The following is a 19367-nucleotide window of genomic DNA, read 5'->3' as shown; positions in this document are numbered from 1 at the left end:
TTTTTTTAGTTCATAATTTAATTGACGCCTCAAGCAGAGGGTCTTGTCTATAAGGACAGCCAATGAAATTCACAATTCGCTCATTATGCGCAGCCATGACATTTGCAGTTGCGGCACCGGCGGTTCATGCGGATGATTTACTGCAAATTTATCAACAAGCATTGACCAGTGATCCTGTCGTACTTCAAGCCAAAGCGCAACGTGATGCTTTATATGAATCTATTGCCGAAAATCGCGCCCCTCTATTACCAACGATTAGTGGTAATGTGGGCTTCAATAGAGGCTGGAACGAATCACCAACGGCTGATACTCACGGTTTCATTGCCGGTGTTTCATTAAATCAAATTATTTATGATCACAGTGCCTGGGTAGCTTAAGCTTAGCCGAAAAAGCAGCGTCACAAGCTGACTCGGTTTACGCTGGTACCATGCAAAACTTAATTGTACGTGTAACTAACGCCTACTTTAATGTATTGTCAGCACAAGACACCTATGACTTCCAAGTGGCTCAAAAGCGCGCAATTAAACGCCAACTAGAACAAACTAAACAACGTTTTGCAGTAGGATTAATTGCAATTACAGGTGTACATGAAGCACAAGCTCAGTATGACCTAGCCAATGCCACTGAAATTCAAGCTAATAATGCATTAACCAATAGCTATGAAGCCCTAAGCGAAATTACAGGCCGTCAATATACCAGTATTGATATCTTAAATGAAAAGCGCTTCTCTCCAGTATTACCTAGCCCAAGTAATTCACAAGAGTGGGTGACAATGGCAGAGCAAAGCAGTGTTGAACTCATGACCCAGCGAATTGCTAAAGATATAGCGCAAGAAAAAATCTCGCTATATCAGGCTGGTCATATGCCATCATTAAGCTTAAATGCGGGTTATAACACACGTTTTGAACAAGAGCCGGATCCACAAGCGACAGCTAACTTTGATAATGCTACATTAGGCATTAACTTAAACGTCCCTATTTTCCAAGGCTTTAAGGTTTCATCACAAGTTAAACAAGCTCAATATCAATATGTTGAAGCAAGTGAAAAGCTAGAGCAAACTCACCGTAGTGTCGTGAAGAATATCCGTAATAACTTCAATAACGTGAGCTCTTCAATCAGTTCGATTAAAGCTTATGAGCAATCAGTTATTTCATCTGAAAGCGCATTAAAAGCGACAGAAGCAAGCTTTGAAGTGGGCACACGTACTATTGTTGATGTACTTGATAGTACTCAGCAATTGTATAACTCTAAGCGTCAATTATCAGATGCTAAGTACAATTATATTGAATCAGTATTCGCCCTTAAATTAGCGGCAGGTACCTTAAATGAACAAGACTTAGTTGCTATTAATAATGGCCTGATTGCACCAGCAACCACTACTAAGTAATCGCGAATTTAAGTTAATAAAAAACCGCCTTAATTGGCGGTTTTTTTATAATGATTAAATTCAATTAGAACGCGATTTCAACACCCGCGAAATAACCTTTACTGCTTAAATCAGCATTGATACCAGAGTTATTGGCATCGTAGTTAAAATCACGATAACCTGCACGTAAACGGTAATCTAATGCCATACCTTCAAACTGCCAGCCAAGACCAATTGAGTAATCATAAACCTTTGATTCATCAATGCCCGTCATTACCGTCGCGAAACCAAATAAACCTAGACCAGGAACACCCACTTTAGCATCGGCATAGCCCATGAAAGTACCATCATCAAGATCTTGCTTAATCACATCAGTTGCACTGTGAGAACCATGCATTAACTTATATGCAGCACCTAAATCTAACGATACTAGGTCGTTGTCTAAAATCTCATAATAACCAATAAAATCAGTATTACTTAAATTAGCACGTGCATTTTCAGCACCATTATTCACTTTTTCGCTAATGCGGGTTTCACGGATCATGACATTAGGCACTAGTGGAATTGGATGCTCTAATGCAACCCAAAGGCTACCCTGTGCAGATGAATCATAATCATATGAACCACCAGTATTACCATCAAAGCTAACTTGACCTTTTGTGTCAGGCTGCCAGTAATCGCCACCTACTTTTAATCCAATCAAAGTAGAAGCCTGTGCCGAAGTTGCAGTAAGTGCCGCCAATAATGTGGTTGCTAATAACGTCTTTTTCATAATCAACCTTGTGATAGCAAGTTAGTCAGATCAATCACAGCCGCGTTGGCTCGTGATACATAGTTAGCCATAACCAATGAATGGTTGGCTACAAAACCAAAGCCGCTGCCATTGAGAATTATTGGACTCCAAACCACCTGTTGAGTAGCTTCAAGTTCACGAATAATCTGCTGCAAGCTCACTTCAGCATTTTTCTTTTCAAGCACGTCTGCAAAATCAATTTGCACCGCCTTCATAAAATTCAATAAAGCCCAACTCGCACCGCGAGTTTCATAAAATACATCATCAATCTTCCACCAGCTGGTTTTAATCTGCTGACTGGCTAAATTCGGTGTTGATTGACGCGCAGAGCTGTCCCCGGCTAAATCAGTATTAATACGGTCTTGACCAACACTGGCAGAAAGTTGCTGTGACATACTGCCTAAGCGTTTTTGAACTTCTTTAAGCCACTCATTTAAGTTATCTGCACGGGCATAAAATTGTGCTTGAGGCTGATCAGGTGAAGATATCTTGGCACGGTAAATCTCAAATAACTTAATCGCGTCGTTATACTCACCCTCAGCACTTGGCACTAACCAACTGGTATGATCAATGTTCAATTTAGAGTGTGCTTCTAGCAAATCTTTATCGGCAGCAGATTGCGATTGTGAACGGCTAAACTCTTTACGCATGATTAATGCTAAATCACGCACTTGCTCTAATGCACCAAATTCAAAAGCGGCCATATTATCCATAAATACCGATGGCGGCATAACATCATTCGACAACCACCCACCGGGTTTATTTAATAGGGTATCCATCGTTAAAATAAGCGACGTAGTAGTCGCATAGCCAACGATCACTTTTCCTTGAGTAGACTTTAATACTTGAGGCTCTATTTCGTCTGGTTCAATGCTCCACCATACGCTAATCGCATACCCAATAAGCAACAATATAACGGCAATACCAGCGCCCTTTTTCCAAGTAAATTGCATAACATAATCCCTATAAATTAATGATGATGGTGATGCTGATTCGACGCCTTAGCTTTTTGTACGGGCAATATAATATCAAGTTGTTGGCCATTAGAGAAAGTCAAAGTAAATGGCACCTTTTGATTAAGATCTAATGGCTTAATTAAACCAATAAGCATTAAATGATCACCACCTTGATGCAGTCGTAAAACACCATTTTGGGGCACTTTAATTTGTTGTAACTGCCTCATTTTAATTATGTTATTTTCCTCAACCAATGTGTGCAATTGTACCTCTTTTGCTACAGGTGTTGAGACCTTGCTGAGATACAGTTCATCACTTGTATTCGCTAAGGTAAAGTAAGCTGCGGTGCTTGGTACTGAAGGAGGCATCGCTCTCACAAAACCAGAATCTTTGACTAAATTCACATTTGCGAGAACAGCAAAAGAGGCGCATGATAACAGAATTATCTGACTCAGATATTTAAACGTTGATTTCACAATCGCTAACTCCATGTAATTCACTCTCGTCAATGAGGAAATAATTTAATGAATACTATTCAGATCCAGGATGAACAAGGCGTCAGAATCATCCGCTTTAATCGTCCCGATAAGCGTAATGCGCTAGATCTTAATATGTATAAACAGTTAACAGAATACCTGATCCAAGGAGAAGCAGACAACACTATCCGCGCTTTTCTTATACAGGGACAATCAGACTGTTTTACTTCAGGTAATGATATCAGCGATTTCATCAAACACGGGAATATTGGTCCCAATCACCCTGCCGTTCGGTTTTTATTCTGCTTATTAGAATTAAAAAAGCCAGTTGTTGCTGCGGTAGCAGGTTCTGCGGTCGGTATCGGCACTACACTACTGCTACACTGTGACCTTGTCTATGCCGATCATAGCGCTCGATTCCAACTGCCTTTTGTTAACCTTGCTCTTGTACCAGAAGCGGCAGCAAGTATGTTACTACCACAATTAGTCGGTTACCAAAAAGCAGCGGAGTTACTATTATTAGGCGAGCCATTTGATGCAAAAACCGCAGCGGAACTAAAATTGGTAAATCAGGTTGTAGAGTCTGCAGACCTATTTGAATATGCTTTTAGTAAAGCTAAACGTTTAGCTGATCAACCACCAGAAGCATTACAGGCAACACGCCAACTGATGCGCCCAAATAAGAGCCGAGTACAACACCAAATGCATCAAGAGCTAGAAGAATTTGGTAATCGTTTACAAAGCCCTGAAGCTAAAGCTAAATTTGCGGAGTTTCTTAGTCGCTAATGAGATGATTGGTGTCAGCAACTTAATAATGCTGACACCTTTTCAATAAAACCATTGCAAAGACGGTTACACACATACTCACGATTGGGGTTATTAATAATATGACAATTAATAGCCAAATCATTTGACCGCCGCAGCTAATTCAACATTAGCCCCCAACAGTGTACTTTCTATATTTGCAGCAATTTGCTGCGCTAACTGCGCATTAAATAATGCTCGATTAAGCGCCATCTCCATATCATTTTGTTGATATTCACTTGCTAATAATTGCTGGGTTTGCGCACTCATCATATTAGTTGCTTGTGCTAAGGTTTGCGTTTTTAATGCCGCCTGATTATGCACAAATAGCATATGCTGAGTATCAAATTGCACTTGTTTAATTTCATTTGCGAGTAACTGCTGAGTTTGTTGCTGCAATGAATTCGAAACTTGCGTTAATAACTCAGACTGTTGCTCATCAGCTTGAGCATGACTCATTAACATAAAACTTAAAGCCGTGATAACTAATCCTTGTTTACACTTCTGCATTAATGTGTTCATAACCATATTCCTTAAAAGAGTCCGCTTGCCTACATCAAAGCGTAACTAGACTAATTCAAGGCTTATGCCAATATTAACAAAATCTAATTAATCAACAAGTTAAACTGCTAAAACAAAAAACGGCACTTTAATAAGCACCGTTTTAATATCTCAATTTATGAAAATGACCAAATAGTATCTATTTTAACCACTTGCAATTTTGTAGGTGTATTAATCAACCACCTCAGCACGCTTTAACTTGCTCACACCGATTTACTGACAAGATCGCGCGCATGAGTAATAACCTCAATCCCCGCACCGGCTTTATGCGCGTTTTCACTAATGTAACGACGCCAAGCGCGCGAACCTACAACACCTTGATATAAACCTATCATATGACGGCTAATGTGGTTCAAACGACCACCCGCATTTAGATGTGCTTCAATATATGGCAGCATTAATTCAATGACATCATCACGGCTCAATAAAGGTTTATCGATACCACAAAGTTGTTGGTCAACCTCAGCCATAATATAAGGGTTGTTATAAGCCTCACGACCAACCATTACGCCATCTAAATGCTGTAGATGTGTTTTAGCTTGTTCAAGCGAAGTAATACCGCCATTTAAACTTAAATGTAAATGCGGGTAATCACGCTTTAATTGGTAAGCACGCTCATAATCAAGCGGTGGAATTTCACGGTTCTCTTTTGGACTTAAGCCCTGTAGCCAAGCCTTACGAGCATGAATAGTAAAAGTATCACAACCTTTAGCACTAACAGTATCAATAAAATCAGTCAAAAACTGATAACTGTCATGATCATCAATACCAATACGGGTTTTCACTGTAATTGGAATATCAACCACTTGCTTCATCGCATCAACACATTGCGCCACCAACTCAGGCTCAGCCATTAAACATGCACCAAAGCGGCCATTTTGAACACGATCAGATGGACAACCCACATTAAGATTGACCTCATCATAACCACGCTCAGCAGCTAACTTAGCACACTTAGCCAATGCCACTGGATCACTACCACCTAACTGCAACGCGACGGCATGTTCTGCTTCATTAAAAGCAAGATAGTCACCCTTACCTTGTAAAATCGCCCCCGTTGTCACCATCTCGGTATACAGTAAAGCTTGAGAAGACATTAATCGTGCAAAATAGCGATAATGACGATCAGTCCAATCCAACATTGGAGCAACGCTAAAAGTACGATTAATAACAGAAGAACCCGACATGCAATACCACGCTTTACTAGAGAAATAATGAGTTAACCAAGCACGCACAACAGTCATGCTCAAAAACAGCCCGGCATTTTACACTGTTGCTGCTTAAAACAACACTTTATTTGATTTATCCGTAGGGGAAGTGAGGTCTGTCATGACCTATCAGAGTAGGAAAACTCAAGAGATTATAGAAAACAACATCAAACAAAGACATTTAATGGTTTGATCTAACGAATATATTGGATATCCAGCGACATACTTATCTGTCCAACATAAAAAAACAATGGCTTATCAACCGACAAGCCATTGTAAAATGATAACTAACTCATCTTCTTATCTGGCTTAGTCAAAATCGACTTAGCGGTGACATCCGCTGCATCATCTTCAGCTGCTTTAGATTTTTTAGATTTAGGTAGAATCAAATTCAATGCCACAGTCACTAACGTGCCCGTGGTGATGCCTGAGTGCAGTAACATCTTCAGTTGTTCAGGAAAATGCTGCAATAAGTTAGGTTCAACCGTAACGGCCATACCTGAACTTAACCCCACACAGATAATGATCGCATTACGGCGAGAGTCGGCAGTTTTTACCAACATACGAATACCAGCATAAGCAATCATACCAAACATCACAAAACCAACGCCGCCAAGCACAGGCTTAGGTACCGTTACCGCCAATGCAGCAAATTTAGGGAATAAACCGCCTGCTATTAGCAAGATACCCGTGACAGCCACCACATAACGGCTAGCTACACCACTGATGCCCACAATACCCACGTTTTGACTAAAGCTTGCCACCGGCAATGCCGTAAAAATGGCACCAAAGCTACAGCCAAGGCCATCACCTAATAGACCGCGACGTAAATCTTTACCATCAACTGGCACATGACAATTGCTACCAAGCGCCATAAAGTCACCCGTCGCCTCGGCCACCACGACCACATAGACCAAGGTCATACTGATAATGGCAGGTAATGAAAAAGTCAGACCATACATTAATGGTGAGGGTGCTGAAAACCAAGCCGCTTCAGCAATGTGGCTCATATCCACCATGCCCATCATTAATGCGACGATATAACCGACGCCAAGGCTAATCGCAATAGCAGAGGCAGCAATAGCACCTTTACAAAAAATTGAGACCCCAATAACCACCATTAACGAAATAACAGATAAAAACACTTTCGGCAATGAGGCAAACTCAGGATGCCCAGCTGGCGCATCACCAATCCAGCCCATAGCAACAGGCAGAATTGTCAGACCAATTAAGGTAACCACCACACCACTGACTAACGTTGGGAATAATTTACGAATAAAGTCCATATAGAAACTGGCAATGATTACCATAAATGACCCGACTAATGCTGCGCCCATGATTGTCGCGACACCGCCAGAGGTACCAATTGCAATACAAGCACCTGGAAAAGCAAAACTTGTCCCCATAACCACTGGTAGACGAATACCAACGGGACCAACGCCCATGCATTGCACAATGGTTGCTACGCCAGATACAAATAACGAGGCACTAATTAAAGTGACTAACTCATCAGCGGGTAAGCCAAGTGCACCGCCCACAATGAGTGGAACTGTTACAATACCGCCAATAGATGCCAACATGTGTTGCAAGGCCAGCAGCAGAGTTACGCCGCTAGGTGGTAGATCATTCACTTTATACAGTAACTTCATCGTAAGTCCTTAATGTGATGACACATCCTAAACTCCCATACCCCATGCTATATATGGTCCAGCACTTAAAATATGGGAGATATTGAATATCTCTAAGTCTCAACAATACTGCTGTCTTAAAAAGATTATTTGCAAATAACCGCTTTAATGGATTTCAAAATAGGTTGATATCCAGTACAGCGACATAAGTTTCCTTCTAGCGCGTCCATGATTTCCTCATCTGTGGGTTGCGCCTTTTTGCCTAATAATACGCGGGTACTAATCAATACCCCTGGCGTACAAAAACCACATTGCACGCCGCCCTTTTCAATAAATGATTGTTGTAACTCTTTCGCCAAAGCATCTTCTGCTAGCCCTTCAATGGTTGTGATATCTGCACCATCACATTGCGCGGCAAGTACCATGCAAGAGCAAACCGCTTCATTATTCATAATCACTGAGCAAGCGCCGCATTCACCGACACCACAGCCCTCTTTAGTCCCAGTCAAACTCATTTGATTACGCACTAAATCAAGTAAACGAGTATTACCGTCAACCTCTAAACGCTGTAACTGGCCATTGATGGTTAGTTGGATTGGGGTCTTCATTACTTCACTCCTTTGGCCAGTTCGGCGCTTACTTCATCCATTACATTACGGAACATATTGATAAATACAGGTTGTTTGTAAGCTGCAGACCAACGACCGCCAATGGCACTATCAATCATATCGAGCAATACATTTTCAGCTTGTTTAACACGCTCAGCTGTTATTTGATGACCAATAAATACTGATTCAACGGCAGGCAAACGTTGTGGTTTACTAAATAATGCGCCATCAACAAAACGGCAGTAATCAACCACACCTTGCGCATCAACGCCGATTAAACAGGTCAAACTTAAACGGGTAATATTAAGCGCTTTACGACGACCTAATTGATTGTATTTGGCTACTAAATCAAAACGATTTGGCTTAGGAATAATGATTTTGGTCAGCAATTCACCCGCTTGTAAGTCCGTGCTATAACCACCTTTAATAAACTCACTTAATGGCAATCTGCGCTGCTTAAATGCGCCCTCAGTAGCTAGCATCAATTCAACTTCAGCATCATAAATAATGGCGGGAGGCACAGAGTCAGCACATGGCGCCGCATTAACAATGTTGCCGCCAAAAGTAGCGCGGTTACGAATTTGATTAGAACCTATGGTATGACAGGCATTAGCCAGTAATGGCAGGTATTCTGCGACGGCAGGATGCTCAACAATCCGATTAAAGTTAACCCCAGAACCAATTTCGATGGTATCAGCGGTCTCATTAATATCGCATAACCCAGCTAAGCCTGAAATATTGACTAGCGTTTGAGGTTTATTACGAATACGTCCTTGAACTAGAACATCAGTACCACCTGAAATGGCTTGATATTTAGCATCTTTAAGTAAGGTTAAAGCATGCTCTAAATCGGTTGGATTGATCAGTGATAAGTCAGTTAAACGTAGCGTGTGTTTTTTGTCTGCGCTATGTAACATCAGCTCACTTTGGCGAGCTGGCTTTTTAAGGTTATACCCAAGCACCACTTGCTCTAACGTCAATGGCAGTTGGCGCATACGCTGGCCAATCGCAAAACTAAGCGCATTGTTGATGGCCGCTGCGGCTAATTCGGTTGCCGGCTCACCAATACTCTTAGCGCCGAATGGTCCACCAACATCTGGGTTTTCGACCGCGATAATATTCATGGCAGGAATATCTTTAATGGTTGGCAATAGATAGCTGTCTAGGTTTTCTGATTTAACTTCCCCATGCTCAATATTAAAGTCTTCTAAAATACCAAAACCAAAACCTTGCGCTATACCACCTGCAACCTGTCCTTCAAAGCCCACTTTAGAGATCACTTGCCCGACATCGTGTGCAGCCGTAACCCCTAATAATTCAATTTTACCAGTGCCAGTATCAACACTAAGCTCAACCACTTGGCATGCATACACCCATGTGAAATAAGGACTACCGCAGCCTTTTTCTTCATCCCAACTAATATCGGGTTGTTCAAAGAAACCATAAGCCGCAAGGTTAACCCCTGCCCACTTAGTTTTATTAACGGCTTCGCTAAAGGTGATATTAAGATCGGGCTGATTTTTATTAATAATTAAACCAGCTTGCCATAGTGTGTCGTTAATATCGGTGACATGTAAAATGCCACTCACCACCTCAAAAATACGCTGTTTAAGAATATCTGCGCCATGCTTAACCGCATTACCGCCAGTGACCGTTGCTCTTGATGCTACGGTTGGACCACCATCTGAAATCATCGATGTTGGCGGCTCAGTAAATTTAACCATCGCTAACGGTACGCCAAAGACTTCAGCGGCAATCAATGACATGGTGGTTTGTAAACCTTGGCCGTTTTCACACACACCGGTTGAAATATTAATGCTGCCATCACCATTGATAGATACCAATGCCGATGAGGTATCAACGCCTTCTGCTCCCATAGAACAACCGCGATAACTCAAAGCCATGCCGATACCATATTTTATGGGGCCAGTGCCTTGGTTTAATTGCTTATAATGAGCCGCCTTAGCTTGGTATTCTGCACCATCAATTGCCTTATCAAGCACTTCTACTGCCGATACCGTATGATTACTAAATTTTTGACCTGTGATGCTAATGCCATCTTGCTTAATCGCATTAATCTTACGCACTTCAATCGGTGAAATACCGCAATACTCTGCAATCTCGTCCATCAATGATTCGTTAGCATAAACAATTTGTGGCGAGCCAAAACCACGCATAGCCCCAGTAAAAATATTATTGGTATATACCCCTTTAACATCAACACGTACATGTTCAATATCGTACGGACCAGCTGCTTGTACCACCGAACGCCAAGTCACAAATGGAGTACATGCCGCATACGCACCACTATCGGCGAGAATATCGACCTTCATCGCATGAATTTTGCCATGTTGATCAAAACCAACTTTATAGGTCATATGGTATGGGTGGCGTTTAGAGCTTTCTACCATCGACTGTTCACGAGTGTAGGTAAATTTAACAGGTTTGTTGGTTAACGTTGCCATTAAGGCAGCACGGCATGAAAGATGATCAATGGTGTCATCTTTCCCACCAAACGAACCTCCCATAACAGCACGTCTAACATCAATATTAGATTGCGGCATACCTAAATAGTTAGCCACCATGCCTCTGACACGATGGGGGTTTTGAATTGACCCTGTAATAATTAAATCACCGGTACTGGCATCGATATAAGCAGTAATTGATTCTGGTTCAATATAACCATGCTCTTGAAAACCAACATTAAATACGCGCTCAATAATATGTTCAGAATCATTAAAGCCCCGCTCAACATTGCCTTTTTGGGTATGATGCTTGGCTACAATATTTGAGGCTTTATCTGGATGGATTAATCTTGTTTCTGGTTTCAATGCTTGATGTATATCTGTAACAGGCTCAAATGCTTGATATTCAACTTCAATTTTATCTGCTGCTAAGCACGCAGCCTCATAGCTTGTCGCCGCAACAACAGCAAGAACATCGCCGGTAAAACACACCTCATCATTAATAATAGGTAAATAGTCTTGAATGATGACCCCAACAGTCGGTTTACCCGGTATATCAGCAAAGGTGGCAATACGCACAACGCCTTCCACTTGCATTGCTTTTTCTGTATCAATCTTGAGCACTTTACCAGCAGGAAGATCAGCATAACGACATACCCCATAAAGCATGCCTGGTAAGGTAATATCGTTACCATAAATCGCTTTACCTGTTACTTTGGCCTGACCATCAACTCTTGGGATATCCTTACCCAATAGACTAAATTCCACCATTTAATACCTCTAATTATTGTGTCGGTAATTATTAAAAAGTTGTTTTGGTATAAATGGAGTTAAAGCACTATATAGGCCAGATTTTTATAAATTAGAATTTTAGTATTAATTTTGTGATAAATGCTTTTATTTTTAATAAAAAAATAAGATATAAAGGTTCACTCTAAAAAAGCAATTACTACTAAACATAAAGTCTTAGAGTGATTTTTGATAAATATAAAAATAAACAATATTTCGCTAATATCACTTTGATAGATTTCTATCATAGTGAATCAGGATTCTAGAAAGCATCTTATGCTGTTACTCGTATTTTTAGACACAGAAATACTAAATTTAATCATTCGAAATTAATATTTCTACTAACAGAGCCTTTAATCAATAGGTTTACTTCAAATTTAGCATGTTCAATATTATTAAATATATTAAACAATAATTTAGTATCTGATATTAACTAGTTGCTATCAAAAATGATAATGTTTGCTGTTAATTTTTTTCACACCAGTTTAGTGCGAATAGACATAATTAGTTGCTCAAATGAGTCATACTTGTTATTAGCTTATCTATTTATACCCATTAAACCTGATTAAGCTTACCTATTAATATCGTAATAAATTACTATCAAGTTAATTCATAAAAATTAAAATTAACCTTATCAATTCGATAAAAACTCAAATAATGATTAAAATGAATAAATACTAATAAGAATTTTGATCAATAATAATGGTTCCAATATTATTAAGTTACAAATAGTAATAATTATTATTTGTAAAATGCACTAATCTCCCCAATAAATAAAGACTAGTGCATTTATCTCCATTACTTATTGATCACCTGTTGGCCTTTAACCCATACTTTACGGATATTTTGGCGATTGTTTAAACAGATAATTTTCTCTAGCTTATCTTTAGCTGAATCCATCTCATCAACAATGTAGATATTACTATCATCAATATCAGTATCGATAATTAATGCATCAAATTCATATCCAGTTTGGAATAACCCTACCTTGGCATCAATCGCAATACCACCACCTACCGTAGCTAACCAATAAGCTTCTATAAATGAAATACGCTTACCGGCTTCACCACGTTCAGCTGCAGCAATATAAGTAGACGTGCCATCTTCACGAACTCGTGAATGGCTGACGGCATCTAAACAAGTATGAAATATGGATGGAATAGGTGCACCAGCAATATCACTGCCTAGACCACAATGCAGATCATTATCGAGTATCTCGCGAGTTTGCATCGCTGCATTGGCAAAATACATATTCGATAGCGGACAATGGGCAATACTGGCTCCAGTGTGTTTTATCACTTCACAATCATCGGGAGTTAAAAAGATAGAGTGCGCCAAAATTGTCTTACGGGTCATCAAACCAAAATCATGATAAAGCGCCACATCTGTTTTACCATAATGCTGCTGACTATAATCTCTAGCCCAATCACTCTCGGAACAATGTGTTTGCACATGACACTGATACTGCTGTGTTAGTTGCCCTAAACCTTGCAGCATTTCTACAGTACAACTTGGTACAAACCGTGGCGTAATCACAGGTGAAACAAGTTGTTGTTGATTACCATCAAGCGCGATTACTTGTTGAATAAACTGCTCAGTTTGCTGCAATGCTTGTTCTGTTGATGACTCAATATAAAATGGTGGGCATTGCGTTGGCTCATCCATATTAACTTTACCAACAAAGGCTCTTTGACCTTGTTTGAGACATTCACGCGCTAATTCAAGTGAACTTTCAGCATGAATAGTGGCAAAGTAAACCGCGCTGGTAGTGCCATTGGCTAATAATGAGTTAACCAACCGCGGATAAACCTGTTTCGCAAAATCTAAGTCTGCAAATTTAGCTTCTAATGGGAAGGTATAATCTTGCAACCAATCGTATAAAGGCAAATCTAAACCTTTACCAGCTTGGGGGAACTGCGGCGCATGCACATGAAGATCCACCATGCCAGGCATCAAATACTGAGCTGAAGTCAGTTCAACTAGCTTGCTACTCGCGCGGAGTGATTCAATATTATAAGCATATTGTTCATCTTGTGGATGTAATACAGCGGCAATAACACCTTGCTGATCAACCATAACCAGCGCTTGCGCAGCATACTCAAAGTCACCTTTTTGTGGGCAATGGAAATACTGGCCTAAAATTCCAAATTTAATCTCTAGCATGACAACACATCAACATTATTAAAATTGCGCGGAGTATTACATGCAATTGATTTATTTGAACGGTTTACGCTAGATTTTGTGAGCGAGATAATAGTATCAGTATAGAATTAAGTTATCGCTAAATTAGTATAATTAACAATGAAATGACAAAAAGCAAAAAGGCCGTTCATTGCTGAACGGCCTTTTCTAAATTTGGCAGGGGTGGGGAGACTCGAACTCACAACATGCGGTTTTGGAGACCGCCGCTCTACCAATTGGAGCTACACCCCTGTTGAGTGGTTGCATTATGCAAAAAACCACGACAAAGGTAAAGCATATTTTAGTATTCCCCTGCTAACTGCCTTTAAAATCATCAATATGCTAATTCGTATTACTCAGTAAGTTACCAGCAATATTGTTGTATACCGCTAATAACCTATCATGTTTAGGTTTATGTTCAACAAAAAACTCAACACACACTAACGCACTATCCTGATAATTATCAGGCAGGGTCAAATTAAGATCTTTAGCAATGGTTTGTACATAACGGATCTGTTTTTGAGTCGGTATTTTGCGTGAATCAGGAATAGCGGCATGAATGGCCTCGGTAAGAGTCTCAGAAAATCTCGGCCACTGTTCAATGGCGATTTCAGCCACATCAGTTAGTAGAGCTAACTTTCGTTGCTCAGGCGTTAGCCTATAAGTAAAAGTAAGATTCCCCACATTAAATTGAATATTTTCCATTAACTACGACCTTTCACTACTCGATAAAGAAACAGTGTATATCGAGCATAAAATAGAAAGACAGTGGCGTTGTATGACAATTGTTGTAAGTTAAAAATGACAGATGGCAAAAAGGCCGTTCATTACTGAACGGCCTTTTCTAAATTTGGCAGGGGTGGGGAGACTCGAACTCACAACATGCGGTTTTGGAGACCGCCGCTCTACCAATTGGAGCTACACCCCTGTTGACGAAACGAATTATGCTTAAGTCATCACTAAAGGTAAAGTACTTTTTTATGAAAACGATGCAAATGCGTTTTTTTCAAACAAGTTATATAAAGGTCGCCTAAAATCACAGCACTTCTAGCCAAAATCACCCGAAATATAACCACGGGTACGGCTATCATTAGGTTCATTAAATATCTGCTGGGTCTCTCCATGTTCAATAAGCTCACCCATTAAGAAAAAGGCCGTCTTATCAGCAATTCGCTTGGCCTGACTCATAGAGTGAGTCACAATCACAACGGTAAACTCTTTACGTAAGTTCTCCATTAACGATTCAATTTTGGCTGTGGCAATAGGATCAAGTGCCGACGTTGGTTCATCCATTAAAATCACATCAGGTTTCATGGCAATGGTACGCGCAATACATAAACGTTGCTGCTGGCCACCAGATAATCCAAAAGCATGGGTATGTAAGCGGTCTTTCACTTCATCCCATAATGCTGCACTGCGCAGCGCTTCTTCTACAATAGCATCTAATTGCTTTTTATCAGTTAACCCTTGAGCTTTTTGACCAAATGCTACATTTTCCCATATGCTCATCGGAAATGGATTAGGCTTTTGAAATACCATTCCGCAACGAGTTCTCAGTTTACGTACATCGACATCAGCATAAATATCTGCATCATCAAACTTAACGGAACCTTTAATCGTTACCCCAGCAATGAGATCATTCATACGATTAAGGGTACGTAATAACGTTGATTTGCCACAACCAGATGGCCCAATAAACGCTGTCACTTGCTTATGTGGAATAGCTAAATTAATCGATTTTAAAGCGTGGTTATCACCATAAAACAGATCTAAATTTTTAATATCAAATGTATTCATACAATTTCTCAATTAATGCTGTAAATATCGATTAAATTAGTAACTTGCTTTATTAAAGCGGCTTGAGATTAATTTAGTTATTAAATTAATCATTAACACCAAAACAATCAGCACGGTTGCCGTAGCGAAAGCCATATTCCAATCATGTTGGGTATATAACTCAGTCGTTAGCATATAAAGATGTACCGTTAATGTACGTCCAGAATCGAAAATAGAACCAGGAATAGAAGCCACCATACCTGCAGTTAGAAATACAGGAGCTGACTCACCAATAATTCGCCCGATAGATAATACTAAAGCAGTGGCAATACCCGGCATTGCCGCAGGCAAAATCAAACGCACAATGGTATATAACCGAGATGCGCCTAATCCATAAGATGCTTCACGGTAAGCCAGTGGTACTGCAATTATTGCTTCCTCTGAAGTTCGGATAATGACGGGTAAAATCAAAATAGCTAAAGTTAACGCGCCCGCTAAGATAGAGAAACCAAGCCCCAGCACACCAACAAAGAAAGTTAAGCCAAATAAACCATAAATAATCGATGGAATACCCGCTAACGATTCAGTACAAAAACGGATAACCTTAACTAAAGCACTCCCCGCCTTAGCGTATTCAGTTAAATAAATGGCGGTCATAACCCCAATAGGTGCCGCAATAGCTAACGATAAAGCCACCATATAAATAGTAGAAACAATCATAGGCCAAATACCAACTTCATCACCAGTACGGCTATAGTTATCGGTAATAAATGCCCAATCAACATAAGCAATACCATTACTTACGATATAGAACACAATCCACAATAAGAAGAACACGGTAAAAATAGCAGATAACCAAATTAAGCCATTAAGCACTAAATCTTTCTGATTACGTGACAGCATTATTTTACCCTCTCACGATTGATATACATTAATAAGCCATTCAACATCATCACAAATAGCAATAACACCACTCCAGTTGCATATAGCGCACTAGAGTGAATTCCAGTTGCATAAGACATTTCAAGTGCAATATTTGCCGTTAACGAACGTGCAGGTTCTAAGATGCTACCCGGCATTGCAGGGGCATTCCCCATCACCATAATAATGGCCATAGTTTCACCTACTGCACGAGCAATACCCAAAATCACGCCGGTTAATACACCAGAGCGAGCGGCTGGTAATAACACATTAAAAATGGTGTAAATTTTTGAAGCACCAAGTGCTAATGCCCCTTCCTTATAAGTTTTAGGAACGGCACGTAAAGAGGTCTCAGATACCACAATCACAGTAGGTAAAATCATAATCGCCAAAACAATTGAACCCGCTAAAATTGTGCTACCTGAGGGAACATTAAATACTTGCTCAATCAGTGGCACAATAACCACTAGGCCAAAAAAGCCATATACAACCGATGGAATGCCTGCCAATAACTCAATTGCAGGTCTTAATACATTAACAAGGGCTTTGGGTGCGATCTCAGCTAAAAAAACGGCTGTTAAAATACCGATAGGGACACCAATCACAACCGCTACCGCAGTAGAAACCAACGAACCAACAATCATAGGCGCGATGCCAAATAATGCTGGAGGTAACCATTCTAAGCCAAAAACAATATTACTCATGCCTGCATATTCAACAGCATCGATGCTTTCAGTTACTAAGAAAAAACCAATAGTAATAACAGATAGCACACCGATAAAGGCGCTAAGCATAAATAACAGATGGAATGCTTGCTCAACAAAGTCACGACGTTTACAACGTTGCATAGCCTTTTTTGAAACAACTTCCGATGAAGGAATGGCTGAAGTAGAACTCATATTAATACCTTTGAGGTAATAAAAGGCTGCTACCTATGTAACAGCCATTATCAATCTTGACCTAAGACCTAAATAACAGAAACATAGCCTTTAGATTCAATAACTTTCTGTCCAGCTGGCGCCATAACCCAATCAATAAATGATTTGGCTGCTACGGGTAGTTTTTGCTCGTTATAAAGCAATACAAATGGACGAGCTATCGGGTATTCACCGCTCTTAATCGCCTCGGTCGTTGGCATTGCTCCATTAACCGCTAATGCGCTAACAGAAGCATCAACAGAACCTAAAGAGATATAACCAATCGCATATTTGTTATTAGCAACCATGGTTTTTACCATGCCATTACCATTACCAACTTGTGCTCGCTGGCTAATAGCACTTACTTTCATACCATTAATTTTACGAGTTAACTTTAGAATTGATTCAAAGGCACCACGAGTACCAGAGGCCGTATCACGTGTAACCAACACGATTGGACCTTTAGCGCCGCCAACCTGTGCCCAATTGTTAATTTCACCCTTATAAATAGCAGTGATTTGCTCCATGGTTAATGATTTAACAGGATTGTTTTGATGAACAGCAATCGCAATGCCATCTCGTGCAATTGTGGTTAGCGTAATATCAGCACGCTTCTCATCATCTTTAACTTCACGAGAAGCCATACCGAACATAGACGTACCATTATTAGCCGCTTTAATGCCTGCTGAAGATCCAGTTCCCTGAACTTCGATGGCAACATCATGTTGCTTACTATATGTTTCTGCCAAGACTTCCATCACGCCAGTAACCGAGGTTGAACCTGATAAAGTTACTGTTTCCTTAGCGAACGCAGCAGATGAAAACATCGATAACAAAATAACACTACCCGCAACAAATTTTTTCATATGTATGACCCAAGTTAGTATTTCAGTAGTCAATCACTGTTGACGAGGGTTATTAAGCCAGACAAATATGACAATCAAGTGACTTAAATATTTCAGAAATATTTCAATTTAAGGCAGGAGTAAAATAGTCATTTAAAACATTAACTTAAAAAGATAACAATAAATATTCTTGCTAAAAATTTAAGTTCAAGGCATCTAAATTCATGAATATTCGCGGCTATATAACATTTATCTCGTACTTAAATTGCCCCCATATACCAATATGGGATAGCTAATATTCCGAGCGTTTTTAGAGGTGACTATATAGAAAATAGAGGAGTAAGTTAGGTCTTAACAATCGAAATTTCGACCATTAATTACTGCAACAATATTATCCATAGCTTTTGTTTGATTTGAAATAAATTCGTGAACACTCACGTCGGCATCACTCGGAATACTCGAGAAATTAGGCAAATATAATCAAGTTAGTTTTACATGATCATCTTACAAATCATAATTTTAAACATTATGAGAATATTGTGGATAGTGTTTGTATGGCATGAAATAAATTTGTGGGGTCTAGTAGCCGCATCACCCAAATGTGCTCAAGAGGTTGAGCAAATATGATTAATTAATTTTACAGATTGGTATTAAATAGGCGCTTGGCAATGGCCAGCTTCGAGCAAGCTCTCCGCGTTTACCTGCTGCATAAAACTACGTTTGATAAACGCAACAGCCTCACCCTACTATCACATGAATGGCTGCCTCATACCAATCTAAATAAATATCTGATCAGAATGATTATATCGCTCTATATGTCTAAATTAAATGACTCTAGGCATATCATTTAAGAACATCGTCATTATAAATTTTTAGAATGATCAGTTTATTTTACAGATTGGTATGAGATAGTTAACGACCATAAAGGCGCTTAGCAATGGCCAGCTTCGAGGCAAGCTCTCCGCGTTCAATTCAAGCACTAAGCTTCGCTTAGTAAACGCTTGGATTTCACCCTACTATCACATGGATTGTTGCCTCACTGCGTGAGGAATCTTTATTTCCCATGTTCGCTT

Annotated in this window: 15 protein-coding genes, 2 tRNA genes and 1 pseudogene; 2 read left to right on the top strand and 16 right to left on the bottom strand. The window is 39.9% G+C overall.

Annotated features, from left to right (window positions below; genetic code table 11):
- The first annotated feature begins 62 nt into the window (after nt 1–62).
- Nucleotides 63–1387 (top strand): annotated as a pseudogene (tolC, locus tag JCM15074_RS23030) (outer membrane channel protein TolC).
- A gap of 64 nt (nt 1388–1451) precedes the next feature.
- On the opposite strand, the gene JCM15074_RS18560 reads toward tolC, so the two are convergent.
- The 3 genes from JCM15074_RS18560 to JCM15074_RS18550 are packed head-to-tail and all read right to left on the bottom strand — an operon-like array spanning nt 1452 to nt 3591.
- Nucleotides 1452–2138 carry a TIGR04219 family outer membrane beta-barrel protein gene (locus JCM15074_RS18560; protein ID WP_025823231.1) on the bottom strand — a complete coding sequence of 229 codons (687 nt, stop codon included), beginning with the start codon at nt 2136–2138 and terminating at the stop codon, nt 1452–1454.
- 2 nt (nt 2139–2140) lie between these two features.
- A complete protein-coding gene (locus tag JCM15074_RS18555) occupies nt 2141–3112 on the bottom strand; it encodes a DUF2333 family protein (RefSeq protein WP_025823228.1) in 972 nt (323 codons plus the stop codon).
- 17 nt (nt 3113–3129) lie between these two features.
- On the bottom strand, nt 3130–3591 hold the full coding sequence (locus tag JCM15074_RS18550; protein WP_306302241.1) for a copper chaperone PCu(A)C: 462 nt from the start codon (nt 3589–3591) through the stop codon (nt 3130–3132).
- Between the two features lie 48 nt (nt 3592–3639).
- Here JCM15074_RS18550 and JCM15074_RS18545 point away from each other — a divergent pair, with 48 nt between their 5' ends.
- Nucleotides 3640–4377, top strand: coding sequence for an enoyl-CoA hydratase-related protein (locus tag JCM15074_RS18545; protein ID WP_025823224.1), 738 nt, complete (start codon nt 3640–3642; stop codon nt 4375–4377).
- A gap of 120 nt (nt 4378–4497) precedes the next feature.
- Here the strand turns inward: JCM15074_RS18545 and JCM15074_RS18540 are convergent, their stop codons facing one another.
- The 13 genes from JCM15074_RS18540 to JCM15074_RS18480 all read right to left on the bottom strand — a co-directional run bounded on the left by JCM15074_RS18540 (nt 4498) and on the right by JCM15074_RS18480 (nt 18315).
- A complete protein-coding gene (locus JCM15074_RS18540; RefSeq protein ID WP_025823222.1) occupies nt 4498–4917 on the bottom strand; it encodes a hypothetical protein in 420 nt (139 codons plus the stop codon).
- Nucleotides 4918–5159: 242 nt separating this feature from the next.
- On the bottom strand, nt 5160–6143 hold the full coding sequence (gene dusA, locus JCM15074_RS18535; protein ID WP_025823220.1) for a tRNA dihydrouridine(20/20a) synthase DusA: 984 nt from the start codon (nt 6141–6143) through the stop codon (nt 5160–5162).
- A 308-nt stretch (nt 6144–6451) separates the two neighbouring features.
- A complete protein-coding gene (locus JCM15074_RS18530; protein ID WP_025823218.1) occupies nt 6452–7813 on the bottom strand; it encodes a nucleobase:cation symporter-2 family protein in 1362 nt (453 codons plus the stop codon).
- Between the two features lie 125 nt (nt 7814–7938).
- Nucleotides 7939–8400, bottom strand: coding sequence for a (2Fe-2S)-binding protein (locus tag JCM15074_RS18525; RefSeq protein WP_025823216.1), 462 nt, complete (start codon nt 8398–8400; stop codon nt 7939–7941).
- Complete coding sequence (locus tag JCM15074_RS18520; RefSeq protein ID WP_025823214.1) at nt 8400–11636, bottom strand: molybdopterin cofactor-binding domain-containing protein; 3237 nt, start codon at nt 11634–11636, stop codon at nt 8400–8402. The genes JCM15074_RS18525 and JCM15074_RS18520 overlap by 1 nt, the downstream gene beginning before the upstream one ends.
- An 816-nt stretch (nt 11637–12452) precedes the next feature.
- Nucleotides 12453–13817, bottom strand: a complete 1365-nt coding sequence (gene guaD, locus JCM15074_RS18515; RefSeq protein ID WP_025823213.1) for a guanine deaminase — start codon at nt 13815–13817, stop codon at nt 12453–12455.
- A 193-nt stretch (nt 13818–14010) separates the two neighbouring features.
- Nucleotides 14011–14087, bottom strand: a tRNA-Trp gene (locus JCM15074_RS18510).
- A 90-nt stretch (nt 14088–14177) separates the two neighbouring features.
- On the bottom strand, nt 14178–14540 hold the full coding sequence (locus tag JCM15074_RS18505) for a hypothetical protein (protein WP_025823211.1): 363 nt from the start codon (nt 14538–14540) through the stop codon (nt 14178–14180).
- Between the two features lie 146 nt (nt 14541–14686).
- A tRNA-Trp gene (locus JCM15074_RS18500) sits at nt 14687–14763 on the bottom strand.
- 119 nt (nt 14764–14882) lie between these two features.
- Nucleotides 14883–15632 carry a phosphate ABC transporter ATP-binding protein PstB gene (pstB, locus tag JCM15074_RS18495; protein WP_025823209.1) on the bottom strand — a complete coding sequence of 250 codons (750 nt, stop codon included), beginning with the start codon at nt 15630–15632 and terminating at the stop codon, nt 14883–14885.
- Nucleotides 15633–15668: 36 nt separating this feature from the next.
- Nucleotides 15669–16514 carry a phosphate ABC transporter permease PstA gene (gene pstA / locus JCM15074_RS18490; protein ID WP_025823207.1) on the bottom strand — a complete coding sequence of 282 codons (846 nt, stop codon included), beginning with the start codon at nt 16512–16514 and terminating at the stop codon, nt 15669–15671.
- Nucleotides 16514–17380, bottom strand: coding sequence for a phosphate ABC transporter permease subunit PstC (gene pstC / locus JCM15074_RS18485; RefSeq protein WP_234400285.1), 867 nt, complete (start codon nt 17378–17380; stop codon nt 16514–16516). The genes pstA and pstC overlap by 1 nt, the downstream gene beginning before the upstream one ends.
- A gap of 119 nt (nt 17381–17499) precedes the next feature.
- Nucleotides 17500–18315 carry a phosphate ABC transporter substrate-binding protein gene (locus JCM15074_RS18480; protein WP_025823204.1) on the bottom strand — a complete coding sequence of 272 codons (816 nt, stop codon included), beginning with the start codon at nt 18313–18315 and terminating at the stop codon, nt 17500–17502.
- Between the last annotated feature and the right edge of the window lie 1052 nt (nt 18316–19367).

Origin of the sequence: Shewanella marina JCM 15074 (assembly GCF_000614975.1) — a bacterium.
In the GTDB taxonomy this organism is placed as follows: Bacteria; Pseudomonadota; Gammaproteobacteria; order Enterobacterales; family Shewanellaceae; genus Shewanella; species Shewanella marina.
Note: the sequence above shows the minus strand (reverse complement) of the source record. Positions and strands in the feature narration are given on the sequence as shown.

Excerpts from the sequence above, each read along its gene's own strand:
- JCM15074_RS18480 (WP_025823204.1), bottom strand. The coding sequence starts at position 18,315 with ATGAAAAAATTTGTTGCGGGTAGTGTTATTTTGTTATCGATGTTTTCA.
- pstA (WP_025823207.1), bottom strand. The coding sequence starts at position 16,514 with ATGCTGTCACGTAATCAGAAAGATTTAGTGCTTAATGGCTTAATTTGG.
- pstC (WP_234400285.1), bottom strand. The coding sequence starts at position 17,380 with ATGCAACGTTGTAAACGTCGTGACTTTGTTGAGCAAGCATTCCATCTG.
- guaD (WP_025823213.1), bottom strand. The coding sequence starts at position 13,817 with ATGCTAGAGATTAAATTTGGAATTTTAGGCCAGTATTTCCATTGCCCA.
- JCM15074_RS18560 (WP_025823231.1), bottom strand. The coding sequence starts at position 2,138 with ATGAAAAAGACGTTATTAGCAACCACATTATTGGCGGCACTTACTGCA.
- JCM15074_RS18540 (WP_025823222.1), bottom strand. The coding sequence starts at position 4,917 with ATGAACACATTAATGCAGAAGTGTAAACAAGGATTAGTTATCACGGCT.
- JCM15074_RS18505 (WP_025823211.1), bottom strand. The coding sequence starts at position 14,540 with ATGGAAAATATTCAATTTAATGTGGGGAATCTTACTTTTACTTATAGG.
- JCM15074_RS18555 (WP_025823228.1), bottom strand. The coding sequence starts at position 3,112 with ATGCAATTTACTTGGAAAAAGGGCGCTGGTATTGCCGTTATATTGTTG.
- JCM15074_RS18520 (WP_025823214.1), bottom strand. The coding sequence starts at position 11,636 with ATGGTGGAATTTAGTCTATTGGGTAAGGATATCCCAAGAGTTGATGGT.
- JCM15074_RS18525 (WP_025823216.1), bottom strand. The coding sequence starts at position 8,400 with ATGAAGACCCCAATCCAACTAACCATCAATGGCCAGTTACAGCGTTTA.
- JCM15074_RS18545 (WP_025823224.1), top strand. The coding sequence starts at position 3,640 with ATGAATACTATTCAGATCCAGGATGAACAAGGCGTCAGAATCATCCGC.
- dusA (WP_025823220.1), bottom strand. The coding sequence starts at position 6,143 with ATGTCGGGTTCTTCTGTTATTAATCGTACTTTTAGCGTTGCTCCAATG.
- JCM15074_RS18530 (WP_025823218.1), bottom strand. The coding sequence starts at position 7,813 with ATGAAGTTACTGTATAAAGTGAATGATCTACCACCTAGCGGCGTAACT.
- pstB (WP_025823209.1), bottom strand. The coding sequence starts at position 15,632 with ATGAATACATTTGATATTAAAAATTTAGATCTGTTTTATGGTGATAAC.